Raw genomic sequence first — 16,915 nt, forward strand, 5'->3', positions numbered from 1 at the left:
GTTCTGGACAAACCGAGAGTACTTTGTCTTATTTTTTTTGTCTACTTTTTTGCTTACACATACTTTTATACATCATCATTTAATGCACGACTTCGCTAAGGAATGCACGAACTCCAGTAGGAATGCACGACTTTGCTAAGGAATGCACGTGTTCAGCCAGGAAGGCACTACTTCGCTAAGGAATCTCCTTCCTTAATCAATGATTGGGACTGCCTTCTTCATATTGCCTGCTGGCAGCTCATTTCTCTAAATAAAGCAAACCTGGATTACACGCATTTCCGGGTGTGCTATCTCATTAAAAATTCATTTGACAACCTTCCTAAATGTCCAATAAACTTAGGTATCTGAGTACCAATATTTTCTTGGAAAACGGGATTACAATATTTTTTCTTTTACTAAAGGGGGATTTTTATGACAGAAAACGGCCAAAATTTAAAACTGGTTACAACGGCACTCCTGCTTGGTATTTTGATGTCAGCGATGGATAATACAATCGTTGCAACGGCTATGGGGACGATTGTGTCTGACCTGGGCGGGTTTGATAAATTCATTTGGGTAACATCTGCCTATATGGTAGCAGTTATGGCTGGTATGCCTATATTCGGTAAGCTTTCGGATATGTACGGCCGCAAACGCTTCTTTATTTTTGGACTGGTGGTTTTTCTAATTGGTTCTGCTCTGTGCGGAATTGCTCAAACGATTATTCAGCTTAGTGTTTTCAGGGCAATCCAGGGGATCGGCGGCGGTGCTCTGATGCCAATTGCCTTTACGATTATTTTTGATATTTTCCCTCCCGAAAACAGGGGGAAAATGACTGGTTTGCTCGGTGCTGTTTTCGGGGCATCCAGCGTACTTGGTCCTTTACTTGGCGCCTATATTACTGATTATATCAGCTGGCATTGGGTATTTTATGTTAATGTTCCGATAGGGATTGTTTCGCTGTTCCTGATCACTCGCTATTACAAAGAATCGCTGAAGCATTCGAAGCAAAAAATCGACTGGCTGGGGGCAATAACCTTAGTCATTGCAGTTGTAAGTCTGATGTTTGCCCTTGAACTTGGCGGAAAAGAATATGACTGGAATTCAGCCCAAATTATTGGTTTATTTGGAAGCTTCCTTATATTTTTCATTGCTTTCTTTTTTGCTGAAATTAAGGCGAAGGAACCAATCCTGCCTCTTTGGCTGTTTAAACGGAGATTATTTGCAGCATCACAGCTTCTTGCATTTTTATATGGAGCGACCTTCATTATCATGACTGTGTTTATCCCTATTTTTGTTCAGGCTGTTTTTGGCGGGACTGCGAAAAATGCAGGGCTTATTTTGACACCGATGATGCTTGGCTCTGTTGCAGGTAGTTCTATTGGAGGAATCTTTTTAACAAAGACTTCCTACCGTAACTTAATGTTTATATCAATCGTTTCCTATATAATCGGAATGTATTTCCTTGGTACGATGACACCGGAAACTTCGAGAGCCTTAGTTACCCTTTATATGGTACTTGTGGGATTTGGAGTAGGTTTCTCTTTTTCCCTTCTTCCTACAGCCTCTCTACACAACTTGGAGCCACAATTCAGAGGGACAGCAAATTCGACTAACTCTTTTCTTCGTTCCTTTGGGATGACACTTGGAGTTACCATATTTGGAACCATCCAAGGCAATATCTTTACCGATAAGCTAAAGGAAGCATTTAAAGGCATGGCAGGTGGCGGAGATGCCTCCTTTAAAATAGGCGATCCCCGACAAATATTCCAGGCTGGAGAACGGTCAAAAATACCTGGATTCGTTTTAGATAAAATTGTTAACGCCATGTCTATCTCGATTACCCACACATTTATGCTTGCTCTTATACCGGTGGTAATTGCTGCCATAACCATTTTCTTTATGGGCAATGCAAAGGTAGAAGTTTCAACAAAACAAAAGGCTTCGTAAACTCAAAAAGATAGAGGCTGTCCCCATTCTTGGAGACAGCCTCTTCGTATTTAAGCTATAAGATAATTTTTACCAGCGGGTGAAGGATGATCAATCAGCATATATTTAGGTGCTGAGGCCATGTAGACCACTGCTTTCGCAATGTCCTCCACTTCTGACTATCTAAGCTGTGCAGCTGATTATTTACCTTCAGATGCTTTCACTTTTTGGTCAACAAGTTCCATAAAATCCTTTTCAATTGCCTTCAGTTTTCTCTGGCTTTCCTCAAGGCTGGAACTGTTTATTCCAAAATAGAATTTTACTTTTGGTTCTGTTCCTGAAGGCCTTAAGCAAACCCATGAGCCATCCTTAAAGGTATATTTCAGAACGTTTGATTTTGGAAGGTCAATGGCTTCTTCATTTAATCCGGTTACACGAAGACTAGTTAAATAATCCTCAGCAGAATGAACCTCCAGATTGCCTAGTTTTGTTAACGGCTCTGATCGGAAAGAAGCAAGGATTCTTTGGATTTGTTCTGCTCCTTCTTTTCCTTTTAACGTTAGGGAACGAAGGCCCTCCAGATAGTAACCGTACTTTTCAAAAACTTGCATCAGGCCATCATAAAGGGACATGCCCTTCTTTTTATAGTAGGCACTAACCTCAGTTGCTAATAATGCCGCCTGGATGGCATCCTTGTCTCTGGCAAAGTCACCAATCAGGTAGCCATAGCTTTCTTCATATCCAAAAAGGAAGGAGTACTGACCGGATTTTTCATATTCCTTAATTTTTTCAGCAATAAATTTGAATCCGGTTAATACATCTATTGTTTCCAGGTTATATGCTGATGCAATTTTCCTTCCGATTTCGGAAGTAACAATTGTTTTTAGGACAACTCCATTGGCTGGAAGTGTACCCTGTCCAGTTTTTTGAGTAAGAATATAATCAAGCAGTAAGGCACCTGTTTGGTTTCCTGTTAAAACTACATATTCCCCCTCCGGATTCTTAACTGCAACTCCAAGCCGGTCCGCATCAGGATCAGTGGCAATGAGTATATCAGCTCCGGTTGCTTTTCCATCACGGATAGCTAATTCAAATGCAGCGTGCTCCTCCGGGTTTGGGCTTTTAACAGTTGAAAACTCAGCATCGGGAAGTTCCTGTTCTTTTACAATATGGACATTTTTATATCCAAGAGCAGCAAGTGCCCTTCTGACAGGCTTATTGGCTGTTCCGTGAAGAGGAGTAAATACTACTTGTAAATCGGTCTCCTCTGAAAGTCCTGGATTTTCGGATATTGTAAGGAGCTTGTCCGTATAGGCTGTGTCAATTTCCTCGCCAATGGTTTGGATTAGACCTTTTTCCCTTAGTTCTGTTTCGCTCGATACCTCTACCATTAATTCATTTTCAATTTCATTAACCTTTTCAATTACCTGATCAGCACTCTCCGGTGGAAGCTGGCCTCCATCAGGACCATAAACTTTGTATCCATTATACTCAGGAGGATTATGACTTGCTGTAATCACTATCCCCGAAAATGCGTTTAAATATCTAACAGCAAAAGATAACTCTGGCGTTGGTCTCAATTCATCAAAAACGTACGTTTTAATGCCACGAGAAGCCAAAGTTTTAGCTGCTTCCATCGCAAACTCTGGAGACTTGTGCCGGGAGTCAAATGCTATTACTGTCCCGCGATTTTTTGCTTCCGCTCCCTGCGTCTCAATAAAAGCAGCCAATCCAGCAGAAGCTTTACGGACAGTATAAATATTCATTCTATTGGTACCCGCGCCTATTTCACCGCGCATACCACCTGTACCAAATTCAAGGTCCTTATAAAAGGCTTCCTCTAAACGCTTCTCATCTTTTTGAATTTCACTGAGCTCTGCTTTTAGCTCAGAATCCAATTCTTCAAATTGAATCCACCTGTTCGCCTTATCTTTCCAAGACATTTAATCTCCTCCTGCATCTAAGTCTGTTTACATTTCTTTCCTTCATAAGAATGAAATATTTTCATGATGAGCTTCATCTTTTATTTTATATGTAATTTAATTCTTTTTCCAATTTTACAATAAGGGAAAAAATAATTAACATCAGGAGGGAGTATTTGAGTTCTTTATTAAAATCACTTAAGATAATAAGGTGTTTTAGAAAAGGATTCTATCTTAGTTTCTTTTTGGCAATGTAAATTACATTGATGCTTTAGCTGACTATATTGATTAGAGCGGAAAGCACAAACCTGAACTCCTCAATTATGCTTCGTATCATTGTACGATACAGGAGCTAACAAAAGAAAAAAAGCCTGCAGCAGCAGGCTTTCCCAGCACGTAAATCTACCATTCGAAGAACAGCAGAACTTAAAATTCTACACAAGCATTTGATTAGCGGGTTTTGAATACATACCAAATAAATCGCTTTTCAAGTCATGGATATTTACAAACTGATCATACTCAAAGGGAAAATAAAGTCCATAATCCTTTAAAACTGCAGCATTTTTACTAAAGAGAGCTGCATGGAAGTCATCGTAAACAGATGCTTCTAAAATAAAAATTAAAGTCTGCAGGCATGCCATGACCCGAAATGCTTCTCTTAATGTACCAAAATGCTCAAAGTGCCGGGCTGAAGCATGCAATACTTTTAAACGCTCGAATTCCTTAATTTCCTGTTCTGAAAAGTAAGCTGGAAATACATTCGTGTAAAAGTACCGAATCAACTCGTCGATTTCTTCCTCCTGGCTGGGCGTAGATGCAAAAACAATTTTCACTTAAAACCCACCTTTGTAAACCTCTCAAAAATTAAAGCTCCTTACCCATAGAATAACATAATCAGAACTGTAAAATCGGTGGTAATTATAACCACACTTTAGGCTTATAAAACAGTAGGTGGAGCTCGGTTTCAATGGTAAATAATAATTTAAAATGGAGGCCTCATCTACATGAATATGCTGGAAACAAGGAGCTTAGGAAAATGGTTTGAAGTAACCATTCCTGAATCTTGGAATGGAGTTACATTAGAGGAGATATTTCGCAGTAAATGGAAGGTCCCCAAAAAATTAACTCATTCTTTTAGGACAGAAAAAAAAGCCTTAATAAACGGTAAACCAGCGAATTGGAATGTAAGCCTTTCTGCGGGAACTAAACTTGGACTTCTTCTTTTTGAGGAGGTTCCCTTTGAAACAGAGCCATCCTACCTGGATGTTCCGGTTTTATATGAAGATGATCATTTGATTGTTTTTAATAAGCCGCCATTTATTAGTACCCATCCCAACGAACCTGATGAAACGGACACACTTGCAAACGCTGCTGCCTTTTATATGCTTTCAAAGGGTGAAATAAGAAACATCCGGCATATACACAGACTCGACAGAGATACAAGTGGGGCTATTATTTTTTCAAAGCATTCTTTAGCAGGTTCCTTAATGGATATGATGCTTGAAAAAAGGGAAATTAAAAGAACTTATCTTGCCCTTGTTCAGGGTCAGCTCCATCAAAAAAAAGGAATCATTAACGAACCGATTGGCAGAGACCGCCATCATCCAGTCAGGAGACGTGTTTCCGCGATCGGCCAGGATGCCATAACCCATTACCAGGTGTTAAAAGGTCATTCATCTAAGAACCTAACCGCTATTAAATGCTGGCTTGATACGGGCAGAACACACCAAATAAGAGTCCACTTCAGTCATATCGGACATCCTCTTGCGGGTGATATTCTATATGGAGGCTTGCCTCTCTTTGACCGACAGGCACTCCATGCTGCAAAACTCGAATTCATTCATCCATTGACATTAGAAAAAATCGTTTGTCATGCGCCTTTTCTGGATAAACCTCCAATCTTTTCAGGGATTAATTTGGAGGATATATAAATAAAATCCTTTCCAATTGATTTGAAAAACTTGGGACACGTTAAGCCCTTTTGGCGAGTGGCATAGTTTTTCTTAAGAGTTCAGGTTTATGTATTGTACAAGATTAGATAAAAAAAATGCCTCCCGAGGGAGGCATTTTTTATTAGTCATGAGACTTGCGGAAGCCTTTCATAATTAAGCTTAGAAGGAATACAAGTACTACGGCACCGATAATAGCTGGAATTATTGCAAAATCAGCTACATGCGGACCCCAATCTCCAAGAAGCAATCCACCTAACCATGCACCTACAAAACCTGCGATAATGTTTCCAATGATACCGCCTGGAATATCTCTACCTATAATGATACCAGCTAACCAACCGATGATACCTCCGATAATTAATGCCCAAAGAAAACCCATTCTTATCACTCCTTAATAGTTATTTAAAATTCCATCTTGTTCATAAACGACTGCCGCAGTCTCAAACAGTAGCTATATTCTAGGTGTCGCTGACGCTTTACCATCTTGCTATTAGCTAACTGCTTGTACTTATAAAATACCCGAAATCATTTTAATTAAACCCAAAGATAAAGAAAGTGGGTAATAAAAGTGTTTTTAAGTAACTCGCAAATTTATTATGCTCCCATTTCCTTCTGGTCATACGAAGAATATTTATTAAAGATAATCAAGTTTCTTCCTATAATAATGTTGTTTTAAAACCCAGCAATCCTTTAAAATCTTTAGCTAAAAAAGTGCTATGCAAAATCTTTCTTTTGTATTGACTTCGTTAAATTTGCCTGTTGATTTTAGTTATACAATAGAAAGCTCGATGAAGATCATCGCATGACAATTCGCCTTTTGCCTGTCACGAGACTCGCTTTCAGCAGATCGGGTGTCTGCCAAACTTCAACTCCTGGCTGCTCGAGTCCACTTCATTCCTAAAGTTGTAGTAAAGAACGACTTTCACGTCGGGCCTTCTAGCGCTTGTCGGGGCTGAACAATGTGCTCGGTTCTTCTTTCTCCAGCGTCACAGATATTCGAAGAGGCAGCCTTCAGCTCGTCGTAAAGCTGCAAGTAGCTGCTGTACACAGATGCTTATCACGAAGTTATTTACAGTAAAAATAAACACACAAAGAGCAGCCTTAAACGGGCTGCTCCATTTATATAAACGGCCTAAGCCGTAAAATATCCATTTTTATAAACGGCCTAAGCCGTAAAATATCCATTTTTATGGATTGTATTCTAAATTTTGGTTAAACCAACTGTGTAGGTTTTGTTCCCGCTTCTCAGATGTCCAAAACCAGTCGAGCGTAAAAAATTATTAATTTTAAAATGATTTATCTGAATATTCTTTTGTTAAGTTTTTGTAAATTTGATGTTAATCAATTCCCTTTTCGACAATATTTTAATAAAATTATCTCGTTTGGTGAACTATTTTGGGATGAAAAATGGGGGTAATAGAAATGGCCTTAAAAAAAAATGATAAGTTTATGGTGCTGTTAACCAATATTTCAACTAATTTAAAGGAGAGCAGCAACTTCTTTACAGAGTATAAATTAAAAAATGTAAGCGACTTGAAAATCTTTTCTGAAAAAATGAAAGAATATGAAACAAAAGGTGATACTTTCGTACATGACGTAATCAGGGAACTGAATGATGCGTTCATCACTCCTATTGAGCGTGAAGACATCCTTCACCTTGCAATCAGCATGGATGATGTCCTAGATGGCCTGGAATCCTGTGCAGCTCTTTTCGAAATGTATTCTATTACACAAGCTGATGACTTCATGCTTCAATTCGTAGAAGCTATTGAAGGCAGCGTAAATGAAATTGACAAAGCAATCGGCCTTCTTACAGGCAAAAAGCTCCTCGCTATCAGGGAACATGCGATTAAAACAAAAGATTATGAATCTAAATGCGATAATATCTTAAGGCAGAGTATTAAACACTTATTCGCAGTTGAAAAAGATCCTATTCGCATTATTCAGTATAAAGAAATCTACGAAACCCTTGAAGATATTGCTGACAGCTGCCAAAGTGTAGCAAATACACTTGAAACCATTATCATGAAAAATGCTTAAGGAGTCCTAATAAATGAGCAGTATATTTATGATTACCATTTTAATTATTATTGGAGCCCTTGCATTCGACTTTATTAACGGTTTCCATGATACGGCTAATGCCATTGCAACTTCGGTTTCTACTAAAGCTCTGAAACCACGCCATGCCATTCTTATGGCAGCGATAATGAATTTTGTTGGTGCAATGACATTTACCGGAGTTGCTAAGACCATTACAAAAGATATTGTTGATCCTTTTACCTTGCATAACGGATCTGTTGTTATTCTCGCAGCCTTGATTTCTGCTGTCCTCTGGAACCTTCTTACCTGGTACTATGGGATTCCAAGCAGTTCATCCCATGCCATTATCGGTTCAGTAGCCGGGGCTGCCATTGCTTCAGCTGGTTTTAAGGCATTGAACTACGGCGGATTTATCAAAATCCTTGAGGCTCTTATCGTTTCACCGCTTCTCGCTTTTGCGATTGGCTATATAATTTACAGCATTTTTAAAGTTGTTTTTAGGAATTCTCATCTGACAAAAACAAATCGAAATATGAGATATGTTCAAGTAGCAACTGCTGCACTGCAATCATTTTCACATGGTACAAACGACGCTCAAAAATCAATGGGTATCATTACTATGGCTTTAATATCTAATAAATATCTTCAACCGGATGCAGACATCCCTTTGTGGGTTCAGGCCTCCTGTGCGATTGCAATGGGATTTGGAACAAGCATTGGCGGTTGGAAAATTATTAAAACTGTCGGCGGTAAAATTATGAAGATCCGCCCGATTAACGGTGTAGCTGCCGATTTAACAGGCGCGCTGGTTATTTTTGGAGCATCCTATGTTCACCTTCCGGTAAGTACGACACATGTAATTTCTTCTGGAATTTTAGGTGTTGGTTCATCTCACCGTATTAAAGGTGTCAAATGGGATACAGCTCAGCGTATGTTGATCACCTGGATTATTACACTTCCTATATCTGCTGCAATTGCAGCGATTGCATACTATATTTTGAATCTAATCTTTTGATCATGAACAAACGGCAGGAAAATATCCTGCCGTTTTGTTTTGTTACCTATTATAAACCTCAAATTTAAAGGACAAATCCCTAAAGTGTTCAGAACGTACTGCCTTTTCATGGAATTCGAGCTGCGCGGTCACCTGATTCGGGATAACTGCACAATACATTCCTGCTGAAATTGCCGCTAGTACTCCATTAGCTGAATCCTCTATCGCCACTGCTTCAAAAGGCTCAACTCCAAGATCCTCCAATGCTTTCAAATATAAGGAAGGGTCCGGTTTTACCTTTTCAACATCTTCCCTAGTTTTAACCACGCTAAAATAACTTTTCAGGTTAAATTGTTCTAAAAAGCCATCTACCCATTCCCTGCTCGAGCTTGATGCCAGAGCGATTTTAAGTCCTTGCTCTTTGGCTTCCTTTATTTTTTCCAAAACTCCTTCGCGGACCTCCAGCATATCTTTTTGACCAAAAAACCGCTGCTTAACCGCTTCCTCCAGCTTATTTCGATCAACTTTTTTACCTGTCCCCTCTTGTATGTATTCATAAAGAACTTCGTCCGTGGTGCCAATGCATTTGGAAAATTGTTCGAGTGGCAGTTCTAAGCTGTATTCTTCAAATAGAATTTCCTTATAAACCTGGTACCAGACACTTTCTGTATCTACTAAAGTTCCGTCAAAATCAAAAATTACTGCTTTAATCATTTATTATTACTCCCCCTATTCCCTTCCTGTATTTGGCTGTAGCTTCAAGGAGGGAAAAAATGTAACTTATCTTTTCATATTAACATGAATACCTCTCATCAAAAAATAGATTCGATTTTCAATCGTTGTCTTCACTGAACACCCATCACATTATTAAATTTGAGGTTCCATTTGTGATCTTAAACGGCTTAAATATTTTAATATGGTAATCATAAACATATCTTTCTGGTTAAAAACACATACCTTGTTAAGCATTTAGGAATGCAGCTTTTGTTTTTTCTTGTTGATTTTTGCAGAAAAAACGAATATTATATAATTTGTTATTATTAATGTTCGTTTTTAGGAGTGTTATCATGTTTAAACTAAAAGAAAATCAAACTAATGCAAAAACCGAGATACTTGCTGGAATAACTACTTTCCTGACAATGGTTTATATTGTTATTGTTAATCCTGTTATTTTATCGGATGCTGGAGTTCCTTTTGAGCAAGTGTTCTCCGCAACGATTATTGCAACTGTTGCCGGAACACTTTGGATGGCACTTTTTGCAAACTATCCAATTGCAATTGCACCGGGTATGGGTCTAAACGCTTATTTTGCTTATTCAGTAGTAGGGACACATGGAAATATTGATTATCCAACTGCTTTTGCCGCTGTGTTTGTAGCGGGGCTGATTTTTATCATTCTTTCCCTTACCCCCTTTAGAAGTAAATTAATTGAAGCAATTCCTGATAATTTAAAGCATGGTATTACTGCCGGTATCGGGTTATTTATCGCTTTTATCGGTTTAAGACTAACAGGAATCATTACAAAACATCCAACTAACCTTGTTGGCCTGGGTGATCTGCACGCACCACAAGCAGCACTTGCCATTGCCGGTCTGGCAGTAACACTGATTCTAATGTCATTGAGAGTAAATGGCGCGATGTTTTTCGGGATGATTATTACTGGAGCAATTGCTTACTTTACAGGTCAGCTTTCCTTCAAAAAAGGATTTGTATCTCTTCCCCATCTGCCGGAAGGGATGATCATTACCAACCCTGCGGATGCATTTGGACAGGTATTCAGCCACAGCCTTTATGCTGTTGTCTTTTCCTTCCTCCTTGTTACCATCTTTGATACGACCGGAACCATGATTGGCGTTGCGCAGCAAGCTGGTTTAATGAAAGGAAAAACATTGCCAAGAGCCCGTGCAGCTCTTCTGTCCGATTCTATTGCAACAACTATTGGCTCCCTTTTCGGAACAAGCCCAACATCTGCATATATCGAAAGCTCCAGTGGTGTAGCAGCTGGCGGAAGAACAGGCTTAACCACTCTTACTGTTTCGATCTTGTTTATTCTATCGGCCTTCTTCGGACCACTCGTGGGAGCTGTGTCAGGGCTTTCTGCCATAACAGCACCTGCCTTGATTATCGTTGGAAGCTTGATGATGGGAAGCATTGCCCATATAAAATGGGATGAATTAGACGAGGCCTTTCCAGCCTTTTTAGTTATCCTCAGCATGCCTTTGACTTCAAGTATTGCCACAGGAATAGCTCTTGGATTTATTTCCTTTCCGCTATTGAAAGTAGTAAAAGGAAAATGGCGGGAAGTTCACCCGCTTGTTTATCTTTTTGCCGTTTTGTTCTTTTTTCAACTGGCATTTTTACAGCATTAAAATTAAGCTGAACCCTACTCTTAGGGTTCAGCTTTTTTATTCTTTCTTTAACCTTCACCACGTTATTAAACTTTTGATTCTATTCCCTCTCACCTATCATATTGTAGTAAAAAAGGACAAGTAGAGGTGTTGTCTTATCCTGCAAAAAGTGGTTGCCGTACTTACCGGAAGTCTCCTTCTAAGCTTTGGAATTAATGGTTTTTTAGTCCCCCACCATTTACTTGATGGCGGGGTAATAGGCATTGGACTGATTCTTCATTATTTTTATGGCCTTCCTACAGGACTTAGTATTATTATTTTGAGTCTCCCACTCTATGCTTTAGCATGGGTATTTGAAAGACGTTATTTTTACTACAGCCTGCACGGATTGATTATTTCCTCGCTTTCTATAGACTTATTTTCCTTTTTAGACGGCCGTTTCCATCTGGGTATTCTGCCAAGCACGATTATAGGAGGGCTGCTCGTGGGAGTTGGAATTGGCCTGATGCTGAGGTATGAAACAAGTACGGGAGGCACTGATCTTCTTGCCCAACTGCTGACAAAGCTCACCTCTGTAAATGTAGGGGTAATCATTTTTTTAATTGATGGCTTAGTCATTACAAGTGGAATAGAAGTCGTGGGACTCGAAAAATACTTTTACTCTTTTATAACCATTATGTGTGTTGGCGTCATGACCTCCTTCACAGCTGTATGGAAAAAAGAGGCCTATTAAGAAAAGCGCAAGCGCCCGTTCAGCGAAGCAACTACCTGAAAAAACTTCCTGTAACGGCTTCTCTGAAAAGGCGACATGCAGCTTTGCGACGAGCTGAACATAAGCTTCTTTGAAAAAGCTGTGGCGCAGGAGCACTTGAGTTCGATGTTGACTTATCGTAGGGAGAAGCGGGATGGACACTAGCTGCACCAAGTATCACCTAAAGGTCATACTTGATGCAAGATATTCAAAGATGCTTTTCAAGGTTGAAAACTCGCTGGGCGCTGGAGCTAGACAATTTAAAAGGTAAACTTTTTACTTACCAATTAAAATAAATTGTGAAATTTTACAGAAAACAGTTTCATTCTCCATATGTTCTATGGTAAGATTTTGAAGTTATTTAGGATAAATTAACCATAGGAGGGTAAAATTTACTATGTATTTGTTCACGAAATGGGCATTTAAAAATAAGGCAGCTGTTGGATTAATGTCTGTATTAGTTTTACTTATGGGACTAATAAGCTATTTCACGCTGCCGATGGAATTCCTGCCGCCAGCAGATGAACCGCTTGTAATGGTGGTTGCTATGGGACAGGGAACAGATGCAAAAACAATGGAAAGCCAGGTTACAACACCGATTGAAAATGCGGTGGCTGGCATTAAAGGTAAGAAGAACATTTTTTCAACAACTGGGGACGGTTTTGCAAAAATCGATATTAATTTTGATTCTAAGACCGATATGAAACAGGCAAAACAAGATGTAGCCGAAGCAGTTAACAGCCTCCAGCTCCCTCCAAATATTATGAAGCCTACTATTGTCCAGCGGAATACATCCATGATTCCAATTGCTGATGTGGCTGTAAACTTCAAGGATGGCCTTACCACTGAAAATCTTAAATTTGCGAAGCAAAAAATTATCGACCCGCTTAAGAGCATTAAAGGTGTTTCAGCCATTCAAACTTACGGCAGCTCAGAATCCTTTGTCTCAGTCAAAGTTGACAATGCACTTTTAGCACAAAAAAAAGTTTCTCTGCAATCATTAATGAGCGTTCTTCAGGGACAAAATGTTTCCGTTGCAATTGGAGAAAAGAATATCGATGGAAAAGCCAGCAATATTAGTGTTGTTGGGAATATTAACAGCGTTTCAAAAATAGAAAGCCTGCCTGTTGCTCCTGGTATTTCTTTAAAGGATGTGGCTTCGGTAACTGTAAAGAAGCCTGAAGGAATGATGACCCGAGTTGACGGAAATGATTCCTTGCTGCTTATCGTCGTAAAAGACAGCAACTCAAATGCGGTTTCTGTAAGTAAAGATCTTAACAAGAAGATTAAAGAATTAAACAAACAGTATGATCAGGCAGAATCAAAAATACTTATTGCTACAGCAGAAATGGTAAAAACTTCTGTTAACTCCATGATGAAAGAGGTTCTTATAGGCGCTCTTTTTGCAACCATCGTTATTATGGTTTTTCTGCGCAACATTCGCTCTACTTTTATTACAATTGTATCCATACCACTTTCATTGGCCTTTACTCTATTCCTTCTGTCTAAATCAGGTGTAACCTTAAATATCCTGACCCTTGGCGGAGTTGCAGTGGCTGTAGGCCGGCTAGTAGATGACAGTATTGTAGTTATTGAGAATATCTTTAGAAAAATGCAAAATGAGAAGTTTTCCGTACAGCTAGTAATAGATGCTACCAAAGAAGTATCGAGTGCGATAACTGCTTCAACATTAACTACTGTTGCAGTATTTCTGCCGATTGGACTTGTTAACGGCGGTTTACAGGACTTCGTGCTTCCATTTGCTTTAACGGTAACTTATTCACTTCTTGCGTCTTTAGTAGTAGCTTTAACAGTTGTTCCTCTCATGAGTTCTGCCCTCTTAAAGAATGCTAAACTGCGGGAGCACAAGCCTTCTGTCAAGTTTACAAGATTTTTAACATGGTCGCTTAACCATAAATGGGTTGTTATTTTGGTATCCTTTTTGTTATTTGCGGGATCTATAGGAACTTATTTTTCAATGCCAAAAGGAGCAACAGACAATTCATCAGCTGATTTTATTCAGGTAGTTTTAAATTACCCAAGTGATACTCCTGCTGAAAAAGTGAAGGAGAATACTCTTGAGCTGGAAAAATTCATTACTGGCCTTAATGAGGTCAAAAATGAATTTACTACTCTTGGAATAAGTGAAGATGCAGCCAAATTTGGTGACGTAGGTTCTCCTACCGCAGCCAGCTTAAATATCATTCTGAAAGATAAGAACGACACGGATAAAGTTATTAAAAAGATAGATTCCCAAAAGGATGAGTATCCTGGGGCAACACTTACTGCTGCTGCCTCCTCTATGATGGGTGGTGGTTCCCCTCAGGTAAAAATTGATGTAATGGGTGAGGAACTTACCAGCATTGAAAAAACGGCAAAGTCTGTAGAAGATAAAATTAGAAACATAAAAGGAATAGAAAAAATCTCTTCAAATGAAGAGTCAAAAAAGACAGTTTATTCTCTTGATGTGGATTTATCCAAGGGAAATACCCAGCAGATCGCTCAGCAGGTAGGAGTAATGTTAAACAGGACGCCGATTGGTACGGTCGAATTAGATGGACAAAGGACCACGGTTTTACTTGACCCTGTTCTAGATCCAAAAAGTCCAGATGATCTCGGCAAGATTCCGGTAATGACTCAATCCGGGATGGTACCTGTTTCTTCTGTTGCTGCCTTAAACAAAGAAGAAAAACCAGCTAGTTCATTCCATAAAGATGGTGACACCTACATCCAAATAACAGCCACGGTCAAGGCTGATAAATTATCCCAGGTCACCGAAGAAATGAATAAACGAATTTTTGGAAATAAAAAAGATGTTAAGGGGATGAAACTACCGAGCGGAGTAAATGTTTTTGTAGGCGGCGCCAGCCAGCAGCAGGCGGATGACTTTAATGACCTATTTACAACAATGGCTATATCTATTGGACTGGTATTTTTAATAATGGTCATTACCTTTAAAACAATCCGTGCCCCAATTGCAATTCTTTTCTCTCTGCCACTGGCGGCCATTGGAGCCATTTTCGCTCTCCTTATCAGCCGAATTGCAGTGGATATTACTGGATTGCTAGGAGCCCTGATGCTCATTGGTGTAGTCGTTACAAATGCTATTGTTCTATTAGACCGTATTAAGCAAAATGAAGAAAAGATGATCATGCGTGATGCAATAGTGGAAGCTGCCTCTATCCGGATGAGGCCAATCCTTATGACAGCTGTAGCAACCATTTTCGCTATGCTTCCGCTTCTATTTAAAAAGGCCGAAACTGGAAACCTCGTTTCACAAAGCCTTGCAATCGTTGTTATCGGCGGACTAAGTGCAGCTACTCTTTTAACTTTGGTCGTTATTCCAGTCGTTTATGAACTTCTTCATTTTAGAAAATCGAAGAAACAAAGAATGGCTCAAAGCTCAGACAGCCACTTATCTATGTAAGACAGAATAAGCACGCTTGGTTTTTAATAGCCAGCGTGCTTTTTTTTCACACAGAAAATACCTCAAATTTTTAATGCTAAAAAATTAAAAATGCAAATTGGTCAAATATGTGAAATTTTTCTTTAATATCCAAAATATAGATGTAAAAGTTAGACAAACAATTAGATTTTGAGGAGAGGATTTAATGGGGAATCGTAAAACATTTATTTTGGTTTTTTCTGCTTTGGGTATTACTCTTAATGTGGTATTAGGAACATTGGTTTCAATGATGAAAATTCCACTTTTATTTTTAGACACTATTGGCACTGTTTTAGTTTCTGTCGTATTTGGGCCTTGGTGGGGTGCAATTACGGGTCTTTTGACAAACGTGGTTTTAGGCACAACAACAGAACCTTCGGCAGTATTTTTTGGACTCGTAAATATAACCATTGCACTTGTTACTGGGTTTATGGCAAGGAAATTTAATTTTGCCAAATGGTACGTTGCCCTTTCAACAGGTTTAATGTTATCGATTATCGCACCATTAATTGGCACGCCGATAGCAGTTGCTTTATTTGGAGGTTTAAACGGCAGCGGTATGGACTTGGTAGTATTATGGGCAAGAGCTGCTGGCCACGATATTTTTGCCTCCACCTTTATATCCAGAATTACAGGAAACTTTGTTGATAAAATTCTTACCTGCCTTCTGGTTATGTTTTTAATCAGCAGGGTGCCTTCCATTCAAAAGACTTATAATAAAAAGGGATCAGACTATGCAGCGTAGTAAAAAGATTCTTCTTGTTTCTCATTGCATTATTAATCAAAATACAGTTATTGAAGAGGAAGCCCGGGCTCTTGGTGCCATTCCTTCCGTCATGGAATGGGCTCTAAAAAATGGATATGGAATTGTCCAGCTTCCATGTCCTGAATTTACTTTCCTAGGTCTTGAACGCCCGCCCATGACTTATGAGGAATATGATAATGAATCATACAGGGACCACTGCGGAAAAATACTGGAGCCTATAATTGACCAATTATTAAACTACCAGCAAAATGGCTATCAAATAATGGGCACTGTCGGTATACAAAGCAGTCCATCCTGCGATCCTGGGCGGGGTGTTTTTATGGAAGAGTTTAAATGCCTTTTGGATGCCAAAAAAATTGAGATAGAGACTTTCTGGCACCTTCCAAATACGCACGAACCGGTTTTTAACGCCGATATTCACAAGTCTAAATAAATAATAAAAGTGCAATCGCCCTATCAGCGTAGCAGCTTAGTAAACTTCCAGTTCATCCTCTTTTGGATATTCAACATGCAGCTTTGCGACGAGCTGAACATTAGATCCTTTGATTATGCTTGGCTCACGAGCACTTTAAAAGTTCGGTGATGGCTTATCGTAGGGAGAAGTGGGATGACACTAGATGCACAATGTATCGTCTGCAGTCATACTGGATGCAAGATATTTAAGGAAGCTTTTCTAAGATAGAACTCGCGTAGCGCTGGGGATAGACCATTTAAAAGGTAAAACTTTATACTTTTCTTGTAAAAAAGGAGGATGCTCAAGCGCAGCCTCCTCTTTAAGTTTTTCCGAAC

13 protein-coding genes are annotated in these 16,915 nt (G+C 39.3%); 9 read left to right on the forward strand and 4 right to left on the reverse strand.

Features of this window, described 5'->3' with window-relative positions; genetic code table 11:
- The first annotated feature begins 411 nt into the window (after window positions 1-411).
- Window positions 412-1,929 (forward strand): MDR family MFS transporter, encoded by a 1,518-nt coding sequence (locus tag AC3WR0_RS17790; RefSeq protein ID WP_492553566.1) that lies wholly within the window; start codon window positions 412-414, stop codon window positions 1,927-1,929.
- Window positions 1,930-2,108: 179 nt separating this feature from the next.
- On the opposite strand, the gene AC3WR0_RS17795 is transcribed toward AC3WR0_RS17790, so the two are convergent.
- Both AC3WR0_RS17795 and AC3WR0_RS17800 read right to left on the reverse strand, forming a co-directional pair.
- Window positions 2,109-3,851: a phospho-sugar mutase gene (locus tag AC3WR0_RS17795; RefSeq protein WP_492553567.1), complete on the reverse strand. Its 1,743-nt coding sequence runs from the start codon at window positions 3,849-3,851 to the stop codon at window positions 2,109-2,111.
- Between the two features lie 413 nt (window positions 3,852-4,264).
- Window positions 4,265-4,663, reverse strand: coding sequence for a YhcU family protein (locus AC3WR0_RS17800; RefSeq protein ID WP_492553568.1), 399 nt, complete (start codon window positions 4,661-4,663; stop codon window positions 4,265-4,267).
- A 171-nt stretch (window positions 4,664-4,834) separates the two neighbouring features.
- On the opposite strand from AC3WR0_RS17800, the gene AC3WR0_RS17805 reads away from it, so the two are divergent.
- Entirely contained in the window at window positions 4,835-5,761 is a 927-nt protein-coding gene (locus AC3WR0_RS17805; protein WP_492553569.1) for an RluA family pseudouridine synthase, read from the forward strand.
- A gap of 142 nt (window positions 5,762-5,903) precedes the next feature.
- Here AC3WR0_RS17805 and AC3WR0_RS17810 read toward each other — a convergent pair whose 3' ends face one another.
- Entirely contained in the window at window positions 5,904-6,161 is a 258-nt protein-coding gene (locus AC3WR0_RS17810) for a GlsB/YeaQ/YmgE family stress response membrane protein (RefSeq protein ID WP_492553570.1), read from the reverse strand.
- A 1,043-nt stretch (window positions 6,162-7,204) separates the two neighbouring features.
- On the opposite strand from AC3WR0_RS17810, the gene AC3WR0_RS17815 reads away from it, so the two are divergent.
- Complete coding sequence (locus AC3WR0_RS17815; RefSeq protein WP_027320329.1) at window positions 7,205-7,822, forward strand: DUF47 domain-containing protein; 618 nt, start codon at window positions 7,205-7,207, stop codon at window positions 7,820-7,822.
- Between the two features lie 13 nt (window positions 7,823-7,835).
- The gene (locus AC3WR0_RS17820) at window positions 7,836-8,837 is read left to right on the forward strand and encodes an inorganic phosphate transporter (RefSeq protein WP_492553571.1); all 1,002 of its coding nucleotides are present in this window, start codon (window positions 7,836-7,838) and stop codon (window positions 8,835-8,837) included.
- Between the two features lie 42 nt (window positions 8,838-8,879).
- On the opposite strand, the gene AC3WR0_RS17825 is transcribed toward AC3WR0_RS17820, so the two are convergent.
- Window positions 8,880-9,527, reverse strand: a complete 648-nt coding sequence (locus AC3WR0_RS17825; RefSeq protein WP_492553632.1) for an HAD family hydrolase — start codon at window positions 9,525-9,527, stop codon at window positions 8,880-8,882.
- Between the two features lie 356 nt (window positions 9,528-9,883).
- Between AC3WR0_RS17825 and AC3WR0_RS17830 the strand changes: the two genes are divergently transcribed.
- From AC3WR0_RS17830 to AC3WR0_RS17850, 5 genes are all read left to right on the forward strand, one after another.
- Entirely contained in the window at window positions 9,884-11,185 is a 1,302-nt protein-coding gene (locus tag AC3WR0_RS17830) for an NCS2 family permease (RefSeq protein ID WP_027320332.1), read from the forward strand.
- Between the two features lie 148 nt (window positions 11,186-11,333).
- Window positions 11,334-11,897 carry a YitT family protein gene (locus AC3WR0_RS17835; protein WP_492553572.1) on the forward strand — a complete coding sequence of 188 codons (564 nt, stop codon included), beginning with the start codon at window positions 11,334-11,336 and terminating at the stop codon, window positions 11,895-11,897.
- Between the two features lie 415 nt (window positions 11,898-12,312).
- The gene (locus AC3WR0_RS17840) at window positions 12,313-15,342 is read left to right on the forward strand and encodes an efflux RND transporter permease subunit (RefSeq protein WP_492553573.1); all 3,030 of its coding nucleotides are present in this window, start codon (window positions 12,313-12,315) and stop codon (window positions 15,340-15,342) included.
- Between the two features lie 184 nt (window positions 15,343-15,526).
- Window positions 15,527-16,105 (forward strand): CD3073 family putative ECF transporter S component, encoded by a 579-nt coding sequence (locus AC3WR0_RS17845; RefSeq protein WP_492553574.1) that lies wholly within the window; start codon window positions 15,527-15,529, stop codon window positions 16,103-16,105.
- The gene (locus AC3WR0_RS17850) at window positions 16,095-16,559 is read left to right on the forward strand and encodes a CD3072 family TudS-related putative desulfidase (RefSeq protein WP_492553575.1); all 465 of its coding nucleotides are present in this window, start codon (window positions 16,095-16,097) and stop codon (window positions 16,557-16,559) included. The genes AC3WR0_RS17845 and AC3WR0_RS17850 overlap by 11 nt, the downstream gene beginning before the upstream one ends.
- Window positions 16,560-16,915 lie beyond the last annotated feature (356 nt).

The sequence above is a fragment of the Neobacillus sp. FW104-15D2 genome (assembly GCF_058790155.1).

Bases quoted from the DNA above. Each gene is read 5' to 3' on its own strand.
- AC3WR0_RS17790 (WP_492553566.1), top strand. From the start codon at position 412: ATGACAGAAAACGGCCAAAATTTAAAACTGGTTACAACGGCACTCCTG.
- AC3WR0_RS17795 (WP_492553567.1), bottom strand. From the start codon at position 3,851: ATGTCTTGGAAAGATAAGGCGAACAGGTGGATTCAATTTGAAGAATTG.
- AC3WR0_RS17805 (WP_492553569.1), top strand. From the start codon at position 4,835: ATGAATATGCTGGAAACAAGGAGCTTAGGAAAATGGTTTGAAGTAACC.
- AC3WR0_RS17810 (WP_492553570.1), bottom strand. From the start codon at position 6,161: ATGGGTTTTCTTTGGGCATTAATTATCGGAGGTATCATCGGTTGGTTA.
- AC3WR0_RS17815 (WP_027320329.1), top strand. From the start codon at position 7,205: ATGGCCTTAAAAAAAAATGATAAGTTTATGGTGCTGTTAACCAATATT.
- AC3WR0_RS17820 (WP_492553571.1), top strand. From the start codon at position 7,836: ATGAGCAGTATATTTATGATTACCATTTTAATTATTATTGGAGCCCTT.
- AC3WR0_RS17830 (WP_027320332.1), top strand. From the start codon at position 9,884: ATGTTTAAACTAAAAGAAAATCAAACTAATGCAAAAACCGAGATACTT.
- AC3WR0_RS17840 (WP_492553573.1), top strand. From the start codon at position 12,313: ATGTATTTGTTCACGAAATGGGCATTTAAAAATAAGGCAGCTGTTGGA.
- AC3WR0_RS17845 (WP_492553574.1), top strand. From the start codon at position 15,527: ATGGGGAATCGTAAAACATTTATTTTGGTTTTTTCTGCTTTGGGTATT.
- AC3WR0_RS17850 (WP_492553575.1), top strand. From the start codon at position 16,095: ATGCAGCGTAGTAAAAAGATTCTTCTTGTTTCTCATTGCATTATTAAT.